The organism is Acidovorax sp. SRB_14, assembly GCF_012932145.1.
Classification (GTDB): Bacteria; Pseudomonadota; Gammaproteobacteria; order Burkholderiales; family Burkholderiaceae_C; genus Simplicispira.
In genome coordinates, this window is the sequence record NZ_MWOK01000004.1 from 90,741 (window position 1) to 107,832 (window position 17,092).

Consider the following 17,092-nt stretch of genomic DNA (forward strand, 5'->3'; position numbering starts at 1 on the left):
ATGACCCACGCATTCCACCTTCCCGTGCAACTGGGCGAGCTGCTGGACGAGCATGCGCTCACGCGCGAAGAGCTGGCGCGCGCCTGCCGCCGCCACCCGGACTGGGTGAGCGCGCGCGTCGAGGCCGGCGTGATCGAAGTCGCCTCGCCGGGCACGGGCGAATGGCATTTCACGGGCACCACGCTGGTGCGCGCACGCCGCATCGCGCAACTCGAGGCGACGTTTGACGCCGACCCCTACCTGGCCGCGCTGACCGCCGACCTGATCGAAGAGGTGGCGCAGCTGCGCCAGCGCCTGGCCCAGCGCGGAGACGGGACGCAGTGACAACTCTGCGCACAAGTGTTACAAACAGCAACCACTTCCGCCTGCGCACCATGCCCGACCCGCTCCCCACCTCCACGCAGGACACCGCGCCCGCACCGCGCCAGCGCATCCCGCGCCATATCTACCCGCTGCGCGTGCTGGGCATGGGGCTGGGCGCGCTGCTCGTGGGCAGTGTGCTGCGCGAGCTGCAGGCCCCGGCACCGCACTGGGCGCTGCTGGTGGCAACGCTGCTGTGGCCGCACCTGGCCTACCTGCTGGCGCGCCGCAGTGCGGACCCCTACCGCGCGGAAGTGCGCAACCTGCTGGTCGACTCGGCCATCGTCGGTCTGTGGGTGCCGCTGATGCACTTCAACCTGCTGCCCAGCACGGTGCTGGTGGCGGTCACCACCTATGACAAGATCAGCACCGGCATCAAGCGCCTGTGGCTGCATTCGCTGCCCGGCATGCTGGGCGTGGGCGCGCTCGCCACCCTGGTCACGCAACCCGCACCCTGGCTGGAGAGCCCGCTCACGGTGGTGGCGTGCACGCTGCCTTTGCTCGTCGTCCACACGCTCGCTACCAGCATGGCCAGCTACCGGCTGATCCGCACCGTCTCGCGGCAGAACCGCCAGCTCGAAGCACTGCGGCAGCTCGACGCCCAGACCGGCCTGTACGCGCGCAACCACTGGCAGGAGCAGGCAGAAGCGGCGCTGCGCCACGCCCAGGCCAGCGGCGAGCCCGCGTGCCTGCTGATGATCGACATCGACCATTTCAAGCCGGTCAACGACATCCATGGCCACACCGTGGGCGACGAGGTGATCGGCGCCGTGGGCCGCATCATCCGCGACTGCGTGCGCGCCCAGGACTGCGCGGGCCGCTACGGCGGCGACGAATTCGCCGTGGTCTGCCGCCGCACCACGCCCGACGAGGCGCTGGCCATCGCCCAGCGCATCCGCGAGCGCGTGCAGGCATTGCGCCTGCACGCGCTGCCCCAGCTGCGCCTGACGGGCAGCATCGGCGTGGCCCAGGCCGGGCCGCAGCATGCACAGCTGCGCGACTGGATGAACGAGACCGATGCCGCGCTCTATGGCGCCAAGCACGGCGGGCGCAACCGGGTCGCGCATGCCGGCGCGGACGCCCTTGCGCACGCCTCTGCCTGACGTGCCGCGGCGCCGCCCCCGCATTTTCTCGGCGCTAGAGCCACTTCACCGCCAAGCTCAGCAGCAAGCTCAGCAGCACCGTGCTCGCCAGCGGAATGAACCAGTCGCGGCCGAACAGGCGAAAGTGAAAATCCCCCGGCAGCCGCCCCAGCCCGAGGCGGCGCAGCCACGGCGTGAGGCCGTTGATCAGCACCAGCGCCAGAAAGACGACGATGAGCCAGCGGATCATCTCAGTGGTCCATTGCGCTGCGCGCCACCCGCAGCGCTTGAAACAGGCGCGGCCAGGCCAGCATCCGCCGCGCAAGGGCCGCCCCGCAGCGCTGGCGGCGTCCCCCTTCCCGCTTTGCGCAGCAATGCGAAGGAAGGGGGAAGGCGCGAAGCGCCTCAGGGGGTTGTCGTTTCATTTCACAGCCGGTGCGTGCGGTCGCCGTGCGCAAAGCCCAGAGCGTCCCAGGGCTCGCCCTTGCACAGCGCCAGCACCTTGAACAGCTCGCCCATCTCATGCTCCATGATCAATTTGGCCGCCAGCGTCCGCTGGGCCAGCGGTTGCAGCTCCATTTTTGGGAGCAAGCCGCAGTTGATGAGGAAGTGCGCCTGCGTCGTGTAGCCGAGCACGCTCCAGCCCTGGCCTGGGGGCAGGGCCTGGTCTTGCGCGGCCAGCGCCATGGCGGTGAAGTTGACGTGGGCGGTGATGTCCTTGAGGCCTACGTCGGCCAGCGGGTTGTCGTCCGCCTGGTGCGCGCGGTGGCACATCACCGTGCCCATGTGGCGCTGCGGGTGGTAGTACTCGCCCTCGCCAAAGCCGTAGTCGAGGAAGAACGCCGCGCCGCGCGTGAGGCGATCGCCCAGCGTGTGGAGGAAGGCCTCCGCCTGCGGATGGACCTCGGTCAGGTAGTCGTGCGGGCCCTCGATCTCGACCGGCGGGCGCAGATCGGTGGGCCGGTCTGCCCAGGCAAAGGCGCCGTCCCGCCAGGCCACGCCGCGCTCGTGCCAGACGCCGCCCTGCGCGCCGCCGTGGCGCGCGAGCAGCTTGACCGGCATGGCATCGAGCACCTCGTTGCCGACGACCACGCCCTCGAAGGCGTCCGGCAGCGCGTCCACCCAGCGCAGCTTGTCGGCGTGCGCGGCCAGCAGCGCCTGCTGGCGCGCGCGCAGGCTGCCCGACAGGTCGACGATGGTGTAGAGGCGCACCGCGCCGCCCAGCGCGTCGAGCAGCTGCAGCGCGAGCGCGCCCGAGCCCGCGCCGAACTCCCAGACCTCGTCGGTGCCGGTGTGCGCAAGCGCCTGGCCCACCTGCGCCGCCAGCGTCTGGCCGAACAGCGGCGTGAGCTCGGGGGCGGTCACAAAGTCGCTGCCCGAGCCCGGCATGGCGCCGAACTTGGGCAGCTCGCCGGCGTAGTAGCCCAGGCCCGGCGTGTACAAGGCCAGCGCCATGAAACGGTCAAAGCCGATCCAGCCGCCGCCCGCGGCAATGGCCTGCGCGATGTGGGCTTGCAGGGCGGTCGTTAAACTTGTTGGTTCTTTCGTCACGGCACGCATTGTCCCTCCGAATGTCCGAACCCTCCCGTCCGCGCACCGTCCTGGTGACCGGCGCCGCCCGGCGCCTGGGCCGCAGCATTGCGCTGGCCCTGGCCGCCGGCGGCTGGCAGGTGGCGGTGCACTACCGGGCGTCCGCGCGGGACGCTATCGATACGGTAGCTGCCTGCGTAGAGCTGTCGGGCGCCAGCGCCCATTTTGATGCCAACTTCGAGGACGAGGCCGCCGTGCGTGCGCTGCTGCCGCGCGTGGTGGCGCACTTTGGTGCCGTCGACGCCGTGGTCAACAGCGCCTCGCTGTTTGCGCACGACGACGCCGCCAGCTTCGGCTTTGCCGCGATGGAGCAGCACCTGCGCAGCAATACCGGCGCTCCCATCGTGCTGGCGCAGGCGCTGCACGCGCACCTGCAGGCGCGCGCCGACGCGGGCGAGGACGGCGCGCACGGCGCCGTAGTCAACCTGCTCGACCAGAAGCTGTGGAACCAGAACCCCGATTTCGTCAGCTACACATTGTCCAAGGCCGCGCTCGAAGCCGCCGGCACGATGCTGGCGCTGGCGCTCGCGCCGCGCGTGCGGGTGGTCGGCGTGGCGCCCGGCCTGACGCTGACCAGCCACCTGCTGAGCGACGAAAAGTTCGCCGCGCTGCATGCGCTCAGCCCGCTCGGGCGCTCATCCACGGCTGACGATGTGGCCCATGCCGTGCGCTTTGCGCTCGAAAACCGCTCGGTCACGGGCACGACCTTGCTGATCGACGGCGGCCAGCACCTGATGAAGTTTGACCGCGACTTCTCCATGATGTGAGCACAGGCTCACCCTACAATCCATGAACCAAGCCATTGGCAACCAGACCCTGACCCTGACCGGGCTGCGCTTCGACGCCAACCTGGGCATCCTGGCGCACGAGAAAAACGCCCCGCAACCGATCCAGGTCGACGCCGAACTGAGCCTGGGCGTGCAGCCGCTGGCGCCGCGCGACGACGACATCGGCCACGTGCTCGACTACCGGCGCGTGCGCCAGATCATCATCGACGAGTGCACGGCCGAGCATGTGAACCTGCTCGAGAGCCTGATCGGCAAGCTGGCCCAGCGGCTGATGCAGTTGCCCGGCGTGCTGGGCGTGCGCGTGAAAATCGCCAAGCTTGAAATTTTTGACGACTGCGAAGTGGCCATCCGCATGCAGACAGGACAGTGGTGAACGACATGAACGCAATGCAACCCCGCGCGGAGACCGCCACCTGGACCGGCGAAGACGCCGCAGCGCCCGCGCGCCCGGCGGCCGACTTCAAGATCGAGCGGGAAACGCACAAGCTCGAAAAGCGCCTGTGCCGCGAGGTGGGCCGCGCCGTCGTGCACTACAACATGATCGAGGACTGCGACAAGGTCATGGTCTGCATGTCGGGCGGCAAGGACAGCTACACCCTGCTCGACATCCTGCTCAAGCTCAAGGCGCGCGCGCCGATCCACTTCGACCTGATCGCGGTCAACCTGGACCAGAAGCAGCCCGGCTTTCCCGAGCACGTGCTGCCCGATTACCTGAAAAGCACTGGCGTGCCGTTCCACATCGAGAACGAGGACACCTACAGCATCGTCAAGCGCCTGATCCCCGAGGGCAAGACCACCTGCAGCCTGTGCAGCCGGCTACGCCGCGGCATTTTGTACCGTGTAGCCGACGAGCTCGGCGCCACAAAAATAGCGCTCGGCCACCACCGCGACGACATCCTGCAGACGCTGCTGCTCAACATGTTCTTTGGCGGCAAGATGAAGAGCATGCCGCCCAAGCTGGTCAGCGACGACGGCCGCCATGTCGTGATCCGCCCGCTCGCCTTCGTGGCCGAAAAGGACACGCAGCGCTGGTCGCAGCACCGCAACTTCCCCATCATTCCGTGCAACCTGTGCGGCAGCCAGGAGAACCTGCAGCGCAAACAGGTCGGCGAGATGCTGCGCGACTGGGAGAAGAAATTCCCCGGCCGGGTGGAAAACATGTTCAACGCGTTGCAGAACGTCGTTCCGAGCCACCTGCTCGATGCCGCGCTGTACGATTTCCAGGGTGCGCGCGCCACCGGCATCGCCGACGAGAACGGCGACAAGGCCTTTGACACCGAGGAGTTTGCCGCCGCGCCGGGCCTGCCCGGCGTGCAGGTGGTGCGGATCACCTGAGGCCAGCGCTGCGGCGCCCACCCCTCTCACCCAAGGAGCTGCCATGAAATGGATCCGATGGCCCCTGCTGTGCGCGGCGCTGGCGCTGGCCGGCTGCACCGGCGTTCGCCTGGTCGACAGCGACGTGCAGTCGTTCTCGCGCCTGGCCGCCCTGCCCGCCACGCCCACCTACCGCTTCGAGCGCCTGCCCTCGCAGCAAGTCCAGGACGCCCAGCAATCGGCCATCGAGGCCCAGGCCGCACAGGCCCTGGCCAAGGTGGGCCTGCGCTTCGATGCCACGGCACCGTTTTACCGCGCGCAGGTCTACGCCCGCACCGACCGCCAGATCTCGCCCGACTGGTACGGCCCCTGGTGGGGATGGGGTGGCCTGGGCTGGGGCGGGCGCGGCTTCCACGGCGGCCTGGCCATGCGCTTTCCGCCGTCCACGCTGTACCGCCGCGAGGTCGGCCTGGTGCTGCGCGAGGCGGCGAGCGGCAACGTGGCCTACGAAACCCATGCGGTGCACGAAGGACTCTGGAGCGACGACCCGGCCGTCTTCGGCGCCATGTTCGACGCGGCGCTCAGCGGCTTTCCGCTGCCGCCGCCCGGGCCGCGCCGAATCAACGTCGAGATCCCACGCTGATGGACGCCACCCGCATCATTGCCGTGCGCCATGGCGAGACCGCCTGGAACGTGGACACGCGCATCCAGGGCCACCTCGATATCCCGCTCAACGACACCGGCCTGTGGCAGGCCCGCCAGCTCGGGCTGGCGCTGGCGGGCGAGCCCGTGGGCGCCATCTATGCCAGCGACCTTCAGCGCGCGCACGCCACCGCGCAGGCCGTGGCCGAGGCCACGGGCGCGCCGCTGACGCCCGAGCCCGGCCTGCGCGAGCGCAGCTTTGGCGAGCTGCAGGGCCGCACCTTCGCCGAGATCGAGGCCGAGCTGCCCGAGCAGGCGCGGCGCTGGCGCAAGCGCGACCCGCTCTTCGCGCCCGAAGGCGGCGAGTCGCTGACCGCGCTGCGCGCACGCATCGCCGCCACCGTGCAGCGCCTGGCCGCGCGGCACTGCGGCGAACTGGTCGTGCTGGTGGCGCACGGCGGCGTGCTCGACGTGCTCTACCGCCTGGCCACGGGCCAGGAGCTGCAGGCGCCGCGCACCTGGCAGCTGACCAACGCCGCCATCAACCGCCTGCTCTGGACGCCGGACGGCCTGACGCTGATCGGCTGGGCCGACACCCAGCACCTGGACCACGCCAGCCGCGATGAAACCCTTACCTGACGCGCTGCGCGCCTGCCTGGGCCAGGGCGTGGACGCGATCGACACGCCCGCGCTGGTCGTGGACCTCGACGCCATGGAGCGCAACATCGAGCGCATGGCCGGCTTTGCGCGCCAGCACAGGGTGCGCTGGCGTCCGCACGCCAAGATGCACAAGAGCGCCGAAATCGCCTTGCTGCTGCAGCGCTCCGGCGCCACCGGCGCCTGCGTGCAGAAAACCGCCGAAGCCGAGGCCCTGGCTGCGGGCGGCGTGCGCGACATCTTCATCAGCAACGAGGTCATCGCGCCGCACAAGCTGCTGCGCGTGGCGCGCCTGGCCGCGCAGCTGGCGGCGCAGGGCGGGCACCTGGCCCTGGCGGTGGACAGCCTGGAGGGCATTGCGCGCCTGGCAGCGGCGATGGACCAGGCCGGCAGCGGCGCCGGCATCGATGTGTTCGTCGAGATCGACGTCGGCCAGGGCCGCTGCGGCGTGCCGCCCGGCGCACCCGCAGTGGCACTGGCCCAGGCCGTGGCGCGCCATGCGCGGCTGCGCTTTGCCGGCCTGCAGGCCTACCACGGCCGCGCGCAGCACCTCAGGGGCGCGGCCGAGCGGCGCGAGGCCCTGGCCGCCGCGGTGCAGGCGGCGCGCCACGCGCGCGACCTGGTCACTGCCAGCGGCCTGGCCGTGCCGCTGGTCACCGGCTCGGGCACTGGCACGCTCGCGCACGAGGCCGCCAGCGGCGTGTTTGGCGAGCTGCAGGCCGGTTCGTTCCTGTTCATGGACGCCGACTACGCGCGCAACGAGCGCGAGAGCGCCCAGCCGGCGTTCGAGCATGCGCTGTTCGTGAAGACCCAGGTCATCTCGGTCTGCGCCAGCTATGCGGTCTGCGACGCCGGGCACAAGAGCCATGCGATCGACTCGGGCCTGCCCACGGTGGCGCTGCTGCCGTCCGCGCAGGCGCTGCGCTATGCCAACGGGGGCGACGAGCACGGCATCCTGTATGCGGACAGCCCCGAGGCCCGCCTGCCGGCCCTCGGCGACACGCTGTGGCTCATCCCGGGGCACTGCGACCCGACGGTGAACCTGCACGACCACCTGGTCAGCGTGCGCGGCGGGCTGGCGCACGGCACGGTCGAGCGCATCATCAGGGTTGACGCCAGAGGCGCGCTGACCTGATCGGCGCAAGAATCGGGCCATGAGCCCGAGCCAGACCATTGTTCTCGCCACCCCGGTGTTCCTGCTGCTGATCGCGATCGAATTCGCGGTGGGCCGCGCGCGCGGGCGCAACACCTACCGCTTCAATGACGCGCTGGGCAGCATCAGCCTGGGCATGCTGAGCCAGACCAGCGCGGTGTTCACGCGCGTGCTGCGCATCGGCCTCTACAGCGCGGTCTTCAGCCAGGTGGCGCTGTGGCGCAACGACGCGTTCTGGACCAGCGCCTGGGGCTGGCTGCTGGCGCTGCTGTTCTACGATTTCTGCTATTACTGGCTGCACCGCATGGGCCACGAGGTCGGCGTGCTGTGGGCCGCGCACGCGGTGCACCACCAGAGCCAGGACTACAACCTGTCCACTGCGCTGCGCCAGACCAGCTCGGGCGCGCTGCTGGGCTGGGTGTTCTACCTGCCGATGGCGCTGGCCGGCGTGCCGCCGCTGGTGTTCGCGGTGGTCGGCCTCATCGACCTGCTCTACCAGTTCTGGGTGCACACCGAGCAGGTCGGGCGCCTGGGCTGGTTCGACCGCTGGTTCTGCGCGCCCAGCAACCACCGCGTGCACCACGCCGTGAACGACCGCTACCTCGACAAGAACTACGGCGGCATCCTCATCGTCTGGGACCGCCTCTTTGGCACGTTCCACGCCGAAGACGCGCGCGAGCCCTGCGTCTACGGCACGCGCGGCCTGCTCAACAGCTGGGACCCGCTGTGGGCCAACGCCCAGGTCTATGCGGCGCTGGCGCACGACAGCTGGCATGCGCGGCGCTTCAGCGACAAGCTGCGCGTGTGGTTCAAGCGGCCCGGATGGCGGCCCGCCGACGTGGCCGCGCGCTTTCCCAAGCCGGCGTTCGACCTCGCGCAGCTGCCGCGCTTCGACCCGGCCATAGACGCGCGCACGCGTTGGTTCGCGGGCGCGCAGTTTGTGCTGCTACTGGCCGGCGTGTCGGTCTTTCTGTGGCAGGCCGACGGCGCGCCGCTGGCGCACAACGCCGTCTGGTTTGCCGTGCTGCTGGCCGCGCAGTGGGCCCTGGGCGCCGTGGTGCAGGGCCGCATCGGCATGCTGCAGGCGCTGGTGGTCGAGGCCGGCGCGCTGGCCACCGCCACCAGCGCCCTGGGCTTGCTGCCATGGCACTGGCAGTTCAAGCCGCTGGCCATGGCGATTGCTATCTTATGGATAGCTCTCAGCGCTTGCCAGGCAATCGCTAGAGGCCGATTTGACCCAAAACCCTGGGGCCTGCTGCTGGCCGCTGTGGCGCTGTCGCTGGCCGGCGACGTGTTCCTGATGTTCGGCGGCCTCTTTCTGCCCGGCCTGGTGAGCTTCCTCGGCGCGCACCTGGCGTACCTTGCGCTGCTGCGCCAGGGCGTGCCCTGGTTCGCGCACCGCCCGGCGCTGCTCGCCACGCTGGCCACGGGCGCCGCCACGTACGCCTGCCTGTGGCTGGGCGGCCTGCCCGCCGCGCTGCGCGGCCCCGTGGCCGCCTATGTGCTGGTGATCGCGCTCATGGCCGCCCAGGCGCTGGGCCGCGCGCAGCGGCTGCGCAGCCCGGCCGCGCGCAGCGTGGCCGTGGGCGCCTGCCTTTTCATGCTGAGCGACGCGCTGCTGGCCACCCACCGCTTCGTGCTGCCGCTGCCGCTGGCGCCGCTGTGGGTGCTGGCCAGCTATTACGCGGCGCAGGTGCTGATCGTGCACGGCATGCTGCGCAGCCTGGGCGGCAGCGCCGTGCCCTGCGCCGGGGCGGACCGCGGCGTGGACCTTTCGCCCCCGGCACGCACTCCGCTGGGCAGCGCCTGAGCGGCGCGAGCACAGGCGTGGCCTGATTCACGCCATGTCGACGCTGGCGCGCAGCCGGGCCTGCGGCCCGCCGGTCCGCGCCGCGGGTGCCGCGGGCGGCGCCGCGGCAGGCACGGGCAGCCGGCCTTCGGCACCCGCTCCAATCACCGCGTGCAGCGACACCGTGGTGCCGATCACGATGAGCGCGGGCGCGCGCACGGCGTGCTGCACGGCCAGTTCCGGCAGGGTCTGCAGGGTGCCGACGATGGTGCGCTGCTCGGGCAGCGTGGCGCGCTCGATCAGCGCCGCCGGCGTCTCGGCCGCCATGCCATGGCGCACCAGCTGCGCGCAGATCACCGGCAAGGTGCCCACGCCCATGTAGATCACCACGGTCTGGCGCGGCCGCGCCAGCGCGTCCCAGTCCAGCGCCACGGTGCGCTCGCCCTCCTCGCCCTGCAGGTGGCCGGTGGCAAACACCAGCATGCCGGCGTGGTCGCGGTGTGTGAGCGGAATGCCGGCCGCCGCCGCAGCGCCCTGCGCGGCGCTGATGCCGGGCACGGTGTCGCAGGCAATGCCGGCCGCCGCCAGGGCCTGGGCTTCTTCGCCGCCGCGGCCAAAAATGTACGGATCGCCCCCCTTGAGGCGCACCAGCGACTTGCCCTGCTGCGCCAGCCGCACCATCAATTCGATGATGCCTTCCTGCGGCAACGTGTGGTTGCGGCTTTGCTTGCCGACATAGATCAGTTCGGCCCCGGGCGCCACATGCGCCAGCACGTCGTGCGAGACCAGGTGGTCGTAGAGCACGGTGCGCGCGCTGGCCAGCACGCGCGCTGCCTTGAGCGTGAGCAGTTCGGCATCGCCCGGCCCGGCGCCCACCAGCGTCACCCGGCCCCACTGCGCGGGCGGGACGGCGGTGCCCGGGTTGGCAGGGGATGGGGCGCCGGGGGCGGCAGAAACATCGGTGGTCATGAAAACTCCTGGGTCATCGGGGAGGCCGGACGGCTGACCCGATTGTCAAAACACCGTGTGCCAGCGTACTTGACGCACGTCAAGGACATGCGGGGCCACTGCGGTAACGATGCAGTCTGTCAGGCCCGCACACCCGCGCAGCCTGCCTCCCTTCCATTTTTGCACCATGGCCACCCCGCACCTTCTTCCCGCCGCGCCGCGCCGCGCACCCTCCCGCCGCTGCGGGCACACCGGCATGGCCTGGCTGGGCGCCGCGCTGGTGCTGCTGGTCGGCACCGCCCAGGCGCAGGCCCCCGCACCCCTGCCCCCGGGCGCCGAGCGCCAGCAGGCGCTGGTGCGCATGGTGCGCCAGGACTGCGGCTCGTGCCACGGCCTGCGCCTGACGGGCGGCCTGGGCCCTGCACTGACCCCCGAGGCGCTGGCGGGCAAACCGCTCGACTCCATGGTCGCCACCATCTACCGCGGCCGCCCCGGCACGCCGATGGCCCCGTGGAGCGCGATGCTCAGCGAGGCCGAGGCGCGCTGGATCGCCCAGCACCTGTTTGCCGGATTTCCGGAACCTGCGAAAGACCAGCCATGAAACGCCGCCACAGCCTGGCCCTGCTCGGCACCTGCCTGGGCGCCTCCACCCTGCCGCTGGCCGCTGGCGCCGCCGCCCCGCCCACCGCGCCCGCGCCGCCGGCGCGCGCCGCGGAGCCCTCCCCGCCGCTGCGCGGCACCGGCGACCTGGGCGCCGTGGTGGCGCGCGCCACGGGCACGCTGGCCATCGTCAACACCAGCGAGCGCATCGTGCTCGGCCAGGTCAGCGGCCTGGGCGACCTGTCGCACGCCTCGGTGGTGTTCTCGCGCGATGCGCGCTACGCCTATGTGTTCGGCCGCGACGGCGCGCTCAGCAAGGTCGACCTGCTCACGCAGCAGACCGTGGCCCGCGTGGTGCAGGCGGGCAACTCGATCGGCGGCGCCATCAGCGCCGACGGCACGCTGGTGGTGGCGCAGAACTACACGCCCGGCGGCATCAAGGTGTTCGACGCCGCCACGCTCACGCTGCTGGCCGACGTGCCGGCCGAATACGCGCCGGGCCAGCGCTCGCGCGTCGTCGGCCTGGCCGACCTGCCGGGCCGGCGCTTTGTCTACAGCCTGTTTGATGCGGGCGAGATCTGGATCAGCGATTTCTCCAACCCCGCGCGGCCGCGCACGACCCGGCTCCGCGACATCGGCCGCCAGCCCTACGACGCGCTCGTGACGCCCAACGGGCGCCACTACATCGCCGGCCTGTTTGGCGAGGACGGTCTGGCCATGGTGGACCTATGGGACGAACAGCCCCGGGTGCGCCGCATCCTCGGCGGCTACGGCCGGGGGCAGGAACCCTTGCCGGTCTACAAGATGCCGCACCTGCGCGGCTGGGCCGTGGCCGGGCGCCGCGCCTACCTGCCCGCGATCGGCCGCCACGAGGTGCTGGTGGTCGACACCGAAACGTGGGCAGAAGTGGGCCGCATTCCCGTGGCCGGCCAGCCGGTGTTCGTCATGGCGCGGCCCGACGGACGCCAGGTGTGGGTCAACTTTGCCGTGCCCGACTACCACCGCGTGCAGGTCATCGACACCACCACGCAGGCCATCGTGCGCACGCTCGAACCCGGCAAGGCGGTGCTGCACATGGAATTCACGCCGCGCGGCGAGGCCGTGTGGATCAGCTCACGCGACGACCACCGCGTCAGCGTGATCGACACCCAGACCTTTGCCACCACGGCGACGCTGGCCATCGACTCGCCCAGCGGCATCTTCTTCACCGCGCGCGCCGCGCGCATGGGTTTCTGAGCGCGAAGGCAGGCACGCCATGGCCCCCCTGGACACCCTGCAGCTGGCGCTGCTCAACCCCTGGCAGCGCGGCTTTCCGCTGGTGCGCGACCCGTTCCACCAGATTGCGCAGCAGGCCGGCATGGCGGTGGACGCGGTGCTGGCCGGCTATGCCCAACTGCAGGCCAGCGGCGCGCTCAGCCGCATTGGCGGCGTGTTTGCCGGCCACGCCGGAGGGGCGGCGCTGCTGGCGGCGATGGCCGTGCCGCCCGAGCGCCTGTGCGCCGTCGCTGCGCAGGTGTCGGCGCACCCGGGCGTGAACCACAACTACGAGCGCGAACACAGGCACAATCTGTGGTTCGTCATGACCGGGCACGACGACCCCGCCGTGCGCCGCGCCATGGCGGCGCTGGAGCAGCAGACCGGCCTGCCGGCGCTGCAGCTGCGCATGGAGCGCGCCTACCGCATCGACCTGGGCTTTGACCTGCGCAGCCGCACCGCCCCCGCGCCGATGGCCGCCGCAGCGGCGCGGACCGCCGCGCCCGTGGCCGCGGTCGACCGGCCGCTGGCGGCGCTGCTGGAGGGGGGCGTGCCGCTGGAACACCACCCGTTTGATGCCTGGGCGCAGGCGCTGGGCCGCACGCCGCACGAGGTGCTGCAGACGCTGCAGCACTGGCTGGACACCGGCACGCTGCGCCGCCTGGGCGCCATCGTGCGCCACCACGAGCTCGGCTTCGACGCCAACGCGATGACCGTGTTCGACGTGCCCGACGCCGAGGTCGACGCCTGCGGCGAAGCCCTGGCGCGCGCGGCCGGCGTGACGCTGGCCTATCGGCGCGCGCGCGCGGCCGGCTGGCCCTACAACCTGTACTGCATGGTGCACGGGCGCGACCGCGCCGCGGTGCTCGCCGTCATCGAGCGCGTGACCGCACGCAGCGGCCTGGCGCACGTCCCGCGCGAGGTGCTCTTCTCGCGCCAGCGCTTCAAGCAGACCGGGCCGCGCCGCTTTCGCGCGCTGCCGGGCACCACCGGGGAAGCCCATGCTCTCAGCCTTTGACGTGCGCCTGCTCGAGCGCCTGCACGGCGCGCTGCCGCTGACCGACACGCCCTTTGCCGACGTCGCCTCGGAGCTGGGTAGTAGCGAAGCGGTGGTGCTCGAGCGCCTCGGCGCCCTGCTGGCCGACGGCACGCTGACGCGCTTTGGCCCGCTGTTCCAGATCGAGCGCGCCGGCGGACTGTTCGTGCTCGCCGCCATGGCGGTGCCCGAGGAGCGCTATGCCGCCGTCACCGCCCAGGTCAACGCGCTGCCCGAGGTGGCGCACAACTACCGCCGCGCGCACGCGCTCAACATGTGGTTCGTGCTCGGCACCGAAACGCCGGCCGCCGCCGCGGCCGCCATGGCGCGCATCGAAGCCGACACCGGATTGCGCGTGCTGGCCTTTCCCAAGGAGCGCGAATTCTTCGTCGAACTCAAACTGCCGTTGACGGGAGCCACCCATGGCGCTGGATGATTTCGACCGCGCCCTGGTCGCCGCCACGCAGCGCGGCCTGCCGCTGGTGCCGCGCCCCTACGACGCCGTGGGTGCCGCGCTGGGCGTTTCCGGGCAGCAGGTGCAGGCGCGCATGGCGCAGATGCTGGCCTCGGGCTTCATCCGCCGCATCGGCGCCGTGCCCAACCACTACCGCCTGGGCTTCACCGCCAACGGCATGAGCGTCTGGGACGTGGACGACGCCCAGGTCGATGCCCTGGGCGAGCGCATCGGCCAACTGCCCGGCGTGAGCCACTGCTACCGCCGCCCGCGCCGCCTGCCCGACTGGCCCTACAACCTGTTCGCCATGCTGCACGGGCGCACGCGTGCCGAGGTCGAGCAGCAGGCTGTGCAGCTGCAGCAGCTGCTGGGCGCGGCCTGCCGCAGCCACGCCATTCTGTATTCCACCGCCATCCTGAAGAAAACCGGGTTGCGGCTGACACACCCTTCCAAGGAGGATTGAGGCCATGTTCCGCATCAGCCAATACCTGCGCGAACTCGCGCACGCAGAAAAAACCGGCCACTACCCGGAAGCCGCGCCCGCACGCAGGCACAGCGCCCAGGGCAGCGGCGGCGCACCCGGCCCGGTCGTCATCTGGAACCTGATCCGCCGCTGCAACCTGACCTGCAAGCACTGCTATGCGCTCTCGGCCGACCACGACTACGAGGGCGAACTCTCGACCCGCGAAGTGTTTGGCGTGATGGACGACCTGAAGGCCTACCGTGTGCCGGTGCTGATCCTCTCGGGAGGCGAGCCGCTGATGCGGCCCGACATCTTCGAGATCGCCGGACGCGCGAAGGCGATGAAGTTCTACACCGGGCTGTCGACCAACGGCACGCTGATCGACGAGGCCATGGCCGACCGCGTGGCGGCCACCGGCTTCGACTACGTCGGCATCAGCCTGGACGGCCTGCGCGAGACGCACGACCATTTCCGCCGGCTCGAAGGCGCCTTCAAGCGCAGCCTGGCCGCCGTGCGCCACCTGCACGCGCGCGGCGTCAAGGTCGGCCTGCGCTTCACGATGACGGCGCTGAACGCGCACGACCTGCCGGCGCTGCTCGACCTGATGCGCCAGGAGGCCGTCGACAAGTTCTATTTCTCGCACCTCAACTACGCCGGACGCGGCAACATCCACCGGGGCAAGGACGCGCAGTTCGAGGCCACGCGGGGCGCCCTCGACCTGCTGTTCGAGCGCGCCTGGCAGGCCGCACTGGAGGGCCGTGCCGAGGACTACGTGACCGGCAACAACGATGCCGATGCGGCCTACCTGCTGCAGTGGGTGCAGGCGCGCATGCCGCAGTGGGCGGCACCGCTGCGTGAGCGCCTGGTGGCGTGGGGTGGCAATGCGAGCGGCGTGAACGTGGCCAACATCGACAACCTGGGCACCGTGCACCCCGACACCATGTGGTGGCACCACGACCTGGGCAACGTGCGCCAGCGGCCGTTCTCGGCCATCTGGTCGGACACGTCCGAACCGCTGATGGCAGGCCTCAAGGCCCACCCGCGCCCGGTCGGCGGACGCTGCGCGCCGTGCCAGTACTTTGCCCTCTGCGGCGGCAACACCCGCGTGCGCGCGCAGCAGCTCACCGGCGACGCCTGGGCCGAAGACCCCGGCTGCTACCTGCGCGACGACGAGATTGGCCTCGCGGCGGGCAGCGACGCGCAGCGCGTGGCGCTGACCCCCTTTCGCAGCGCCCGCCGCGTGATCGACATCGTGGCAGCGGAGGGCCAGCATGTCTAAAGCACACACCGTTCTGGGCCGCGCCGCGCCGTGGCTGCTGGCCGCCGGCCTGCTGTGGATGGGCCACGGTCTGGCGCAGGCACAGGCCCCCGCTCCGGCGCCCGCGCAGACAGCGCCGCCGACCGCCCCGGCCGGCGCCGCCATCGCCGCCGGCGCGCTCTACCAGCAGCACTGCGCCGCCTGCCATGGCGTCACGCGCACCGGTGGCATGGGGCCCGCGCTGCTGCCCGAAAGCCTGGAGCGCCTGCGCAAGAAGGACGCGCTCGCCGTGGTGCAGCAGGGTCGCCCGGCCACGCAGATGGGCGGCTATGCGGCCCAGCTGTCGGACCATGAGATCGCCAGCGTGGTCGACTGGATCTACCAGCCCACCACGCCCGCGCCCGCCTGGAGCGACGCCGACATCCGCGCCTCGCGCGTGGAAACTGCCGGCGCCCAGCACCTGCCGGCGCGCCCGGCGTGGAAGGCCGATCCGATGAACCTGTTCGTGGTTGTCGAGGGCGGCGACCACCATGTCTCGCTGGTCGACGGCGACCGCTTCGAGGTCATCCACCGCTTTGCCAGCCGCTACGCGCTGCACGGCGGCCCCAAGTTCACGCCCGACGGGCGCTTTGTGTTCTTTGGCTCGCGCGACGGCTGGATCACCAAGTACGACCTGTGGAACCTCACGGTGGTGGCCGAGGTGCGCGCCGGCCTGAACATGCGCAACGTGGCCGTCAGCGGGGACGGGCGCTGGGTCATGGCGGCGAACTACCTGCCGCGCACCGCCGTGCTGTTCGACGCCGACCTGCAGCTCGTCAAGCGCTACGACGCCACCACGCTCGACGGCAAGAGCGCCTCGCGCGTCTCGGCGGTGTACGACGCGGCGCCGCGCCAGAGCTTTGTGGTGGCCCTCAAGGACATCCCCGAGGTCTGGGAGATTTCCTACGACCCCCAGGCCGCGCCCATTTATGACGGCCTGGTACACGACTACAAGATGGGCGAAGCCATTGCCAAGCCCGGCTACCAGGGCGTGCGCCGCACGCCGCTCGACGGGCCGCTCGACGATTTCTTCTTTGACCAGAGCTACACCCATGTGCTCGGCTCCACGCGGCCCCCATCGGGCGCGCAGGGCCAGGTGCCCACGGCCCAGGTCGTCAACCTCGATGTGCGCCGCAAGATCGCCGAGCTGCCGATTGCCGGCATGCCGCACCTGGGCTCGGGCATCACGTTCGCGTGGAACGGCACCACCGTGCTGGCCAGCCCCAACCTGAAGGACGGCGCACTCGACGTGATCGACATGAAGACCTGGAAGACCGTCAAGACCATTCCCACACCGGGCCCGGGCTTCTTCATCCGCAGCCACGAGAACACGCCCTACGCCTGGGCCGACTCGATGATGGCCCCGGCATCGAAGGACACGCTGACGCTGATCGACAAGGCGACCCTGGCGCCCGTGGCGACGCTGCGCGAACCCGGCCGCACGCTGGCGCACACCGAGTTCACCAAGAACGGCCGCTATGCGCTGGTGAGCGTGTGGGAAAGCGACGGCGCGATCATCGTGTTCGACGCGCGCACGCTCAAGGAAGTCAAGCGCCTGCCCATGAACAAGCCCGTGGGCAAGTACAACGTATGGAACAAGATCACACGCTCGGAAGGCACCTCGCACTAGGGGTGCGCGCTGGTGCGGCAGCGCTGCCGTGCCCA

At 71.0% G+C, this 17,092-nt stretch carries 19 protein-coding genes; 16 read left to right on the plus strand and 3 right to left on the minus strand.

Going from position 1 to position 17,092, the window contains the following annotated elements:
* Positions 1 to 324 carry a MerR family transcriptional regulator gene (locus B2J86_RS04595; RefSeq protein WP_169170288.1) on the plus strand — a complete coding sequence of 108 codons (324 nt, stop codon included), beginning with the start codon at positions 1 to 3 and terminating at the stop codon, positions 322 to 324.
* A gap of 50 nt (positions 325 to 374) precedes the next feature.
* A complete protein-coding gene (locus tag B2J86_RS04600) occupies positions 375 to 1,463 on the plus strand; it encodes a diguanylate cyclase (protein WP_173024827.1) in 1,089 nt (362 codons plus the stop codon).
* Positions 1,464 to 1,497: 34 nt separating this feature from the next.
* On the opposite strand, the gene B2J86_RS04605 is transcribed toward B2J86_RS04600, so the two are convergent.
* Complete coding sequence (locus B2J86_RS04605; protein ID WP_169170286.1) at positions 1,498 to 1,692, minus strand: DUF2905 domain-containing protein; 195 nt, start codon at positions 1,690 to 1,692, stop codon at positions 1,498 to 1,500.
* Positions 1,693 to 1,868: 176 nt separating this feature from the next.
* Positions 1,869 to 3,002 carry a class I SAM-dependent methyltransferase gene (locus B2J86_RS04610; protein ID WP_173024828.1) on the minus strand — a complete coding sequence of 378 codons (1,134 nt, stop codon included), beginning with the start codon at positions 3,000 to 3,002 and terminating at the stop codon, positions 1,869 to 1,871.
* 11 nt (positions 3,003 to 3,013) lie between these two features.
* Here B2J86_RS04610 and B2J86_RS04615 point away from each other — a divergent pair, with 11 nt between their 5' ends.
* The 7 genes from B2J86_RS04615 to B2J86_RS04645 are packed head-to-tail and all read left to right on the plus strand — an operon-like array spanning position 3,014 to position 9,396.
* Positions 3,014 to 3,799, plus strand: a complete 786-nt coding sequence (locus B2J86_RS04615) for an SDR family oxidoreductase (RefSeq protein ID WP_173024829.1) — start codon at positions 3,014 to 3,016, stop codon at positions 3,797 to 3,799.
* A 22-nt stretch (positions 3,800 to 3,821) separates the two neighbouring features.
* Positions 3,822 to 4,193 (plus strand): dihydroneopterin aldolase, encoded by a 372-nt coding sequence (locus tag B2J86_RS04620; RefSeq protein ID WP_169170283.1) that lies wholly within the window; start codon positions 3,822 to 3,824, stop codon positions 4,191 to 4,193.
* Between the two features lie 14 nt (positions 4,194 to 4,207).
* Positions 4,208 to 5,155, plus strand: coding sequence for a tRNA 2-thiocytidine(32) synthetase TtcA (gene ttcA, locus B2J86_RS04625; protein WP_173024884.1), 948 nt, complete (start codon positions 4,208 to 4,210; stop codon positions 5,153 to 5,155).
* A 43-nt stretch (positions 5,156 to 5,198) separates the two neighbouring features.
* Complete coding sequence (locus B2J86_RS04630; protein WP_173024830.1) at positions 5,199 to 5,777, plus strand: DUF4136 domain-containing protein; 579 nt, start codon at positions 5,199 to 5,201, stop codon at positions 5,775 to 5,777.
* On the plus strand, positions 5,777 to 6,415 hold the full coding sequence (locus B2J86_RS04635) for a histidine phosphatase family protein (protein ID WP_173024831.1): 639 nt from the start codon (positions 5,777 to 5,779) through the stop codon (positions 6,413 to 6,415). Before B2J86_RS04630 ends, B2J86_RS04635 begins: the two co-directional genes overlap by 1 nt.
* Positions 6,399 to 7,568, plus strand: a complete 1,170-nt coding sequence (locus B2J86_RS04640) for a DSD1 family PLP-dependent enzyme (RefSeq protein WP_173024832.1) — start codon at positions 6,399 to 6,401, stop codon at positions 7,566 to 7,568. The genes B2J86_RS04635 and B2J86_RS04640 overlap by 17 nt, the downstream gene beginning before the upstream one ends.
* Before the next feature lie 19 nt (positions 7,569 to 7,587).
* Positions 7,588 to 9,396: a lysoplasmalogenase family protein gene (locus B2J86_RS04645; protein WP_173024833.1), complete on the plus strand. Its 1,809-nt coding sequence runs from the start codon at positions 7,588 to 7,590 to the stop codon at positions 9,394 to 9,396.
* A gap of 27 nt (positions 9,397 to 9,423) precedes the next feature.
* Here the strand turns inward: B2J86_RS04645 and cobA are convergent, their stop codons facing one another.
* Positions 9,424 to 10,344 carry a uroporphyrinogen-III C-methyltransferase gene (gene cobA / locus B2J86_RS04650; RefSeq protein ID WP_169170758.1) on the minus strand — a complete coding sequence of 307 codons (921 nt, stop codon included), beginning with the start codon at positions 10,342 to 10,344 and terminating at the stop codon, positions 9,424 to 9,426.
* A 235-nt stretch (positions 10,345 to 10,579) separates the two neighbouring features.
* On the opposite strand from cobA, the gene B2J86_RS04655 reads away from it, so the two are divergent.
* Genes B2J86_RS04655 through B2J86_RS04685 form a run of 7 tightly spaced genes read left to right on the plus strand, consistent with a single transcriptional unit; the run spans position 10,580 to position 17,057 of the window.
* Positions 10,580 to 10,924 carry a cytochrome c gene (locus tag B2J86_RS04655; protein ID WP_169170759.1) on the plus strand — a complete coding sequence of 115 codons (345 nt, stop codon included), beginning with the start codon at positions 10,580 to 10,582 and terminating at the stop codon, positions 10,922 to 10,924.
* Positions 10,921 to 12,159, plus strand: a complete 1,239-nt coding sequence (locus B2J86_RS04660) for a cytochrome D1 domain-containing protein (protein ID WP_173024834.1) — start codon at positions 10,921 to 10,923, stop codon at positions 12,157 to 12,159. Before B2J86_RS04655 ends, B2J86_RS04660 begins: the two co-directional genes overlap by 4 nt.
* Before the next feature lie 19 nt (positions 12,160 to 12,178).
* Positions 12,179 to 13,195, plus strand: a complete 1,017-nt coding sequence (locus B2J86_RS04665) for an Lrp/AsnC family transcriptional regulator (protein ID WP_173024835.1) — start codon at positions 12,179 to 12,181, stop codon at positions 13,193 to 13,195.
* Positions 13,179 to 13,649, plus strand: a complete 471-nt coding sequence (locus B2J86_RS04670) for an Lrp/AsnC family transcriptional regulator (RefSeq protein WP_169169542.1) — start codon at positions 13,179 to 13,181, stop codon at positions 13,647 to 13,649. Before B2J86_RS04665 ends, B2J86_RS04670 begins: the two co-directional genes overlap by 17 nt.
* Positions 13,636 to 14,130, plus strand: coding sequence for an AsnC family transcriptional regulator (locus B2J86_RS04675; protein WP_169169543.1), 495 nt, complete (start codon positions 13,636 to 13,638; stop codon positions 14,128 to 14,130). The genes B2J86_RS04670 and B2J86_RS04675 overlap by 14 nt, the downstream gene beginning before the upstream one ends.
* Before the next feature lie 4 nt (positions 14,131 to 14,134).
* Complete coding sequence (gene nirJ, locus B2J86_RS04680) at positions 14,135 to 15,409, plus strand: heme d1 biosynthesis radical SAM protein NirJ (RefSeq protein ID WP_173024836.1); 1,275 nt, start codon at positions 14,135 to 14,137, stop codon at positions 15,407 to 15,409.
* Positions 15,402 to 17,057: a nitrite reductase gene (locus B2J86_RS04685; protein WP_254067972.1), complete on the plus strand. Its 1,656-nt coding sequence runs from the start codon at positions 15,402 to 15,404 to the stop codon at positions 17,055 to 17,057. Before nirJ ends, B2J86_RS04685 begins: the two co-directional genes overlap by 8 nt.
* The last annotated feature ends 35 nt before the right edge of the window (positions 17,058 to 17,092 follow it).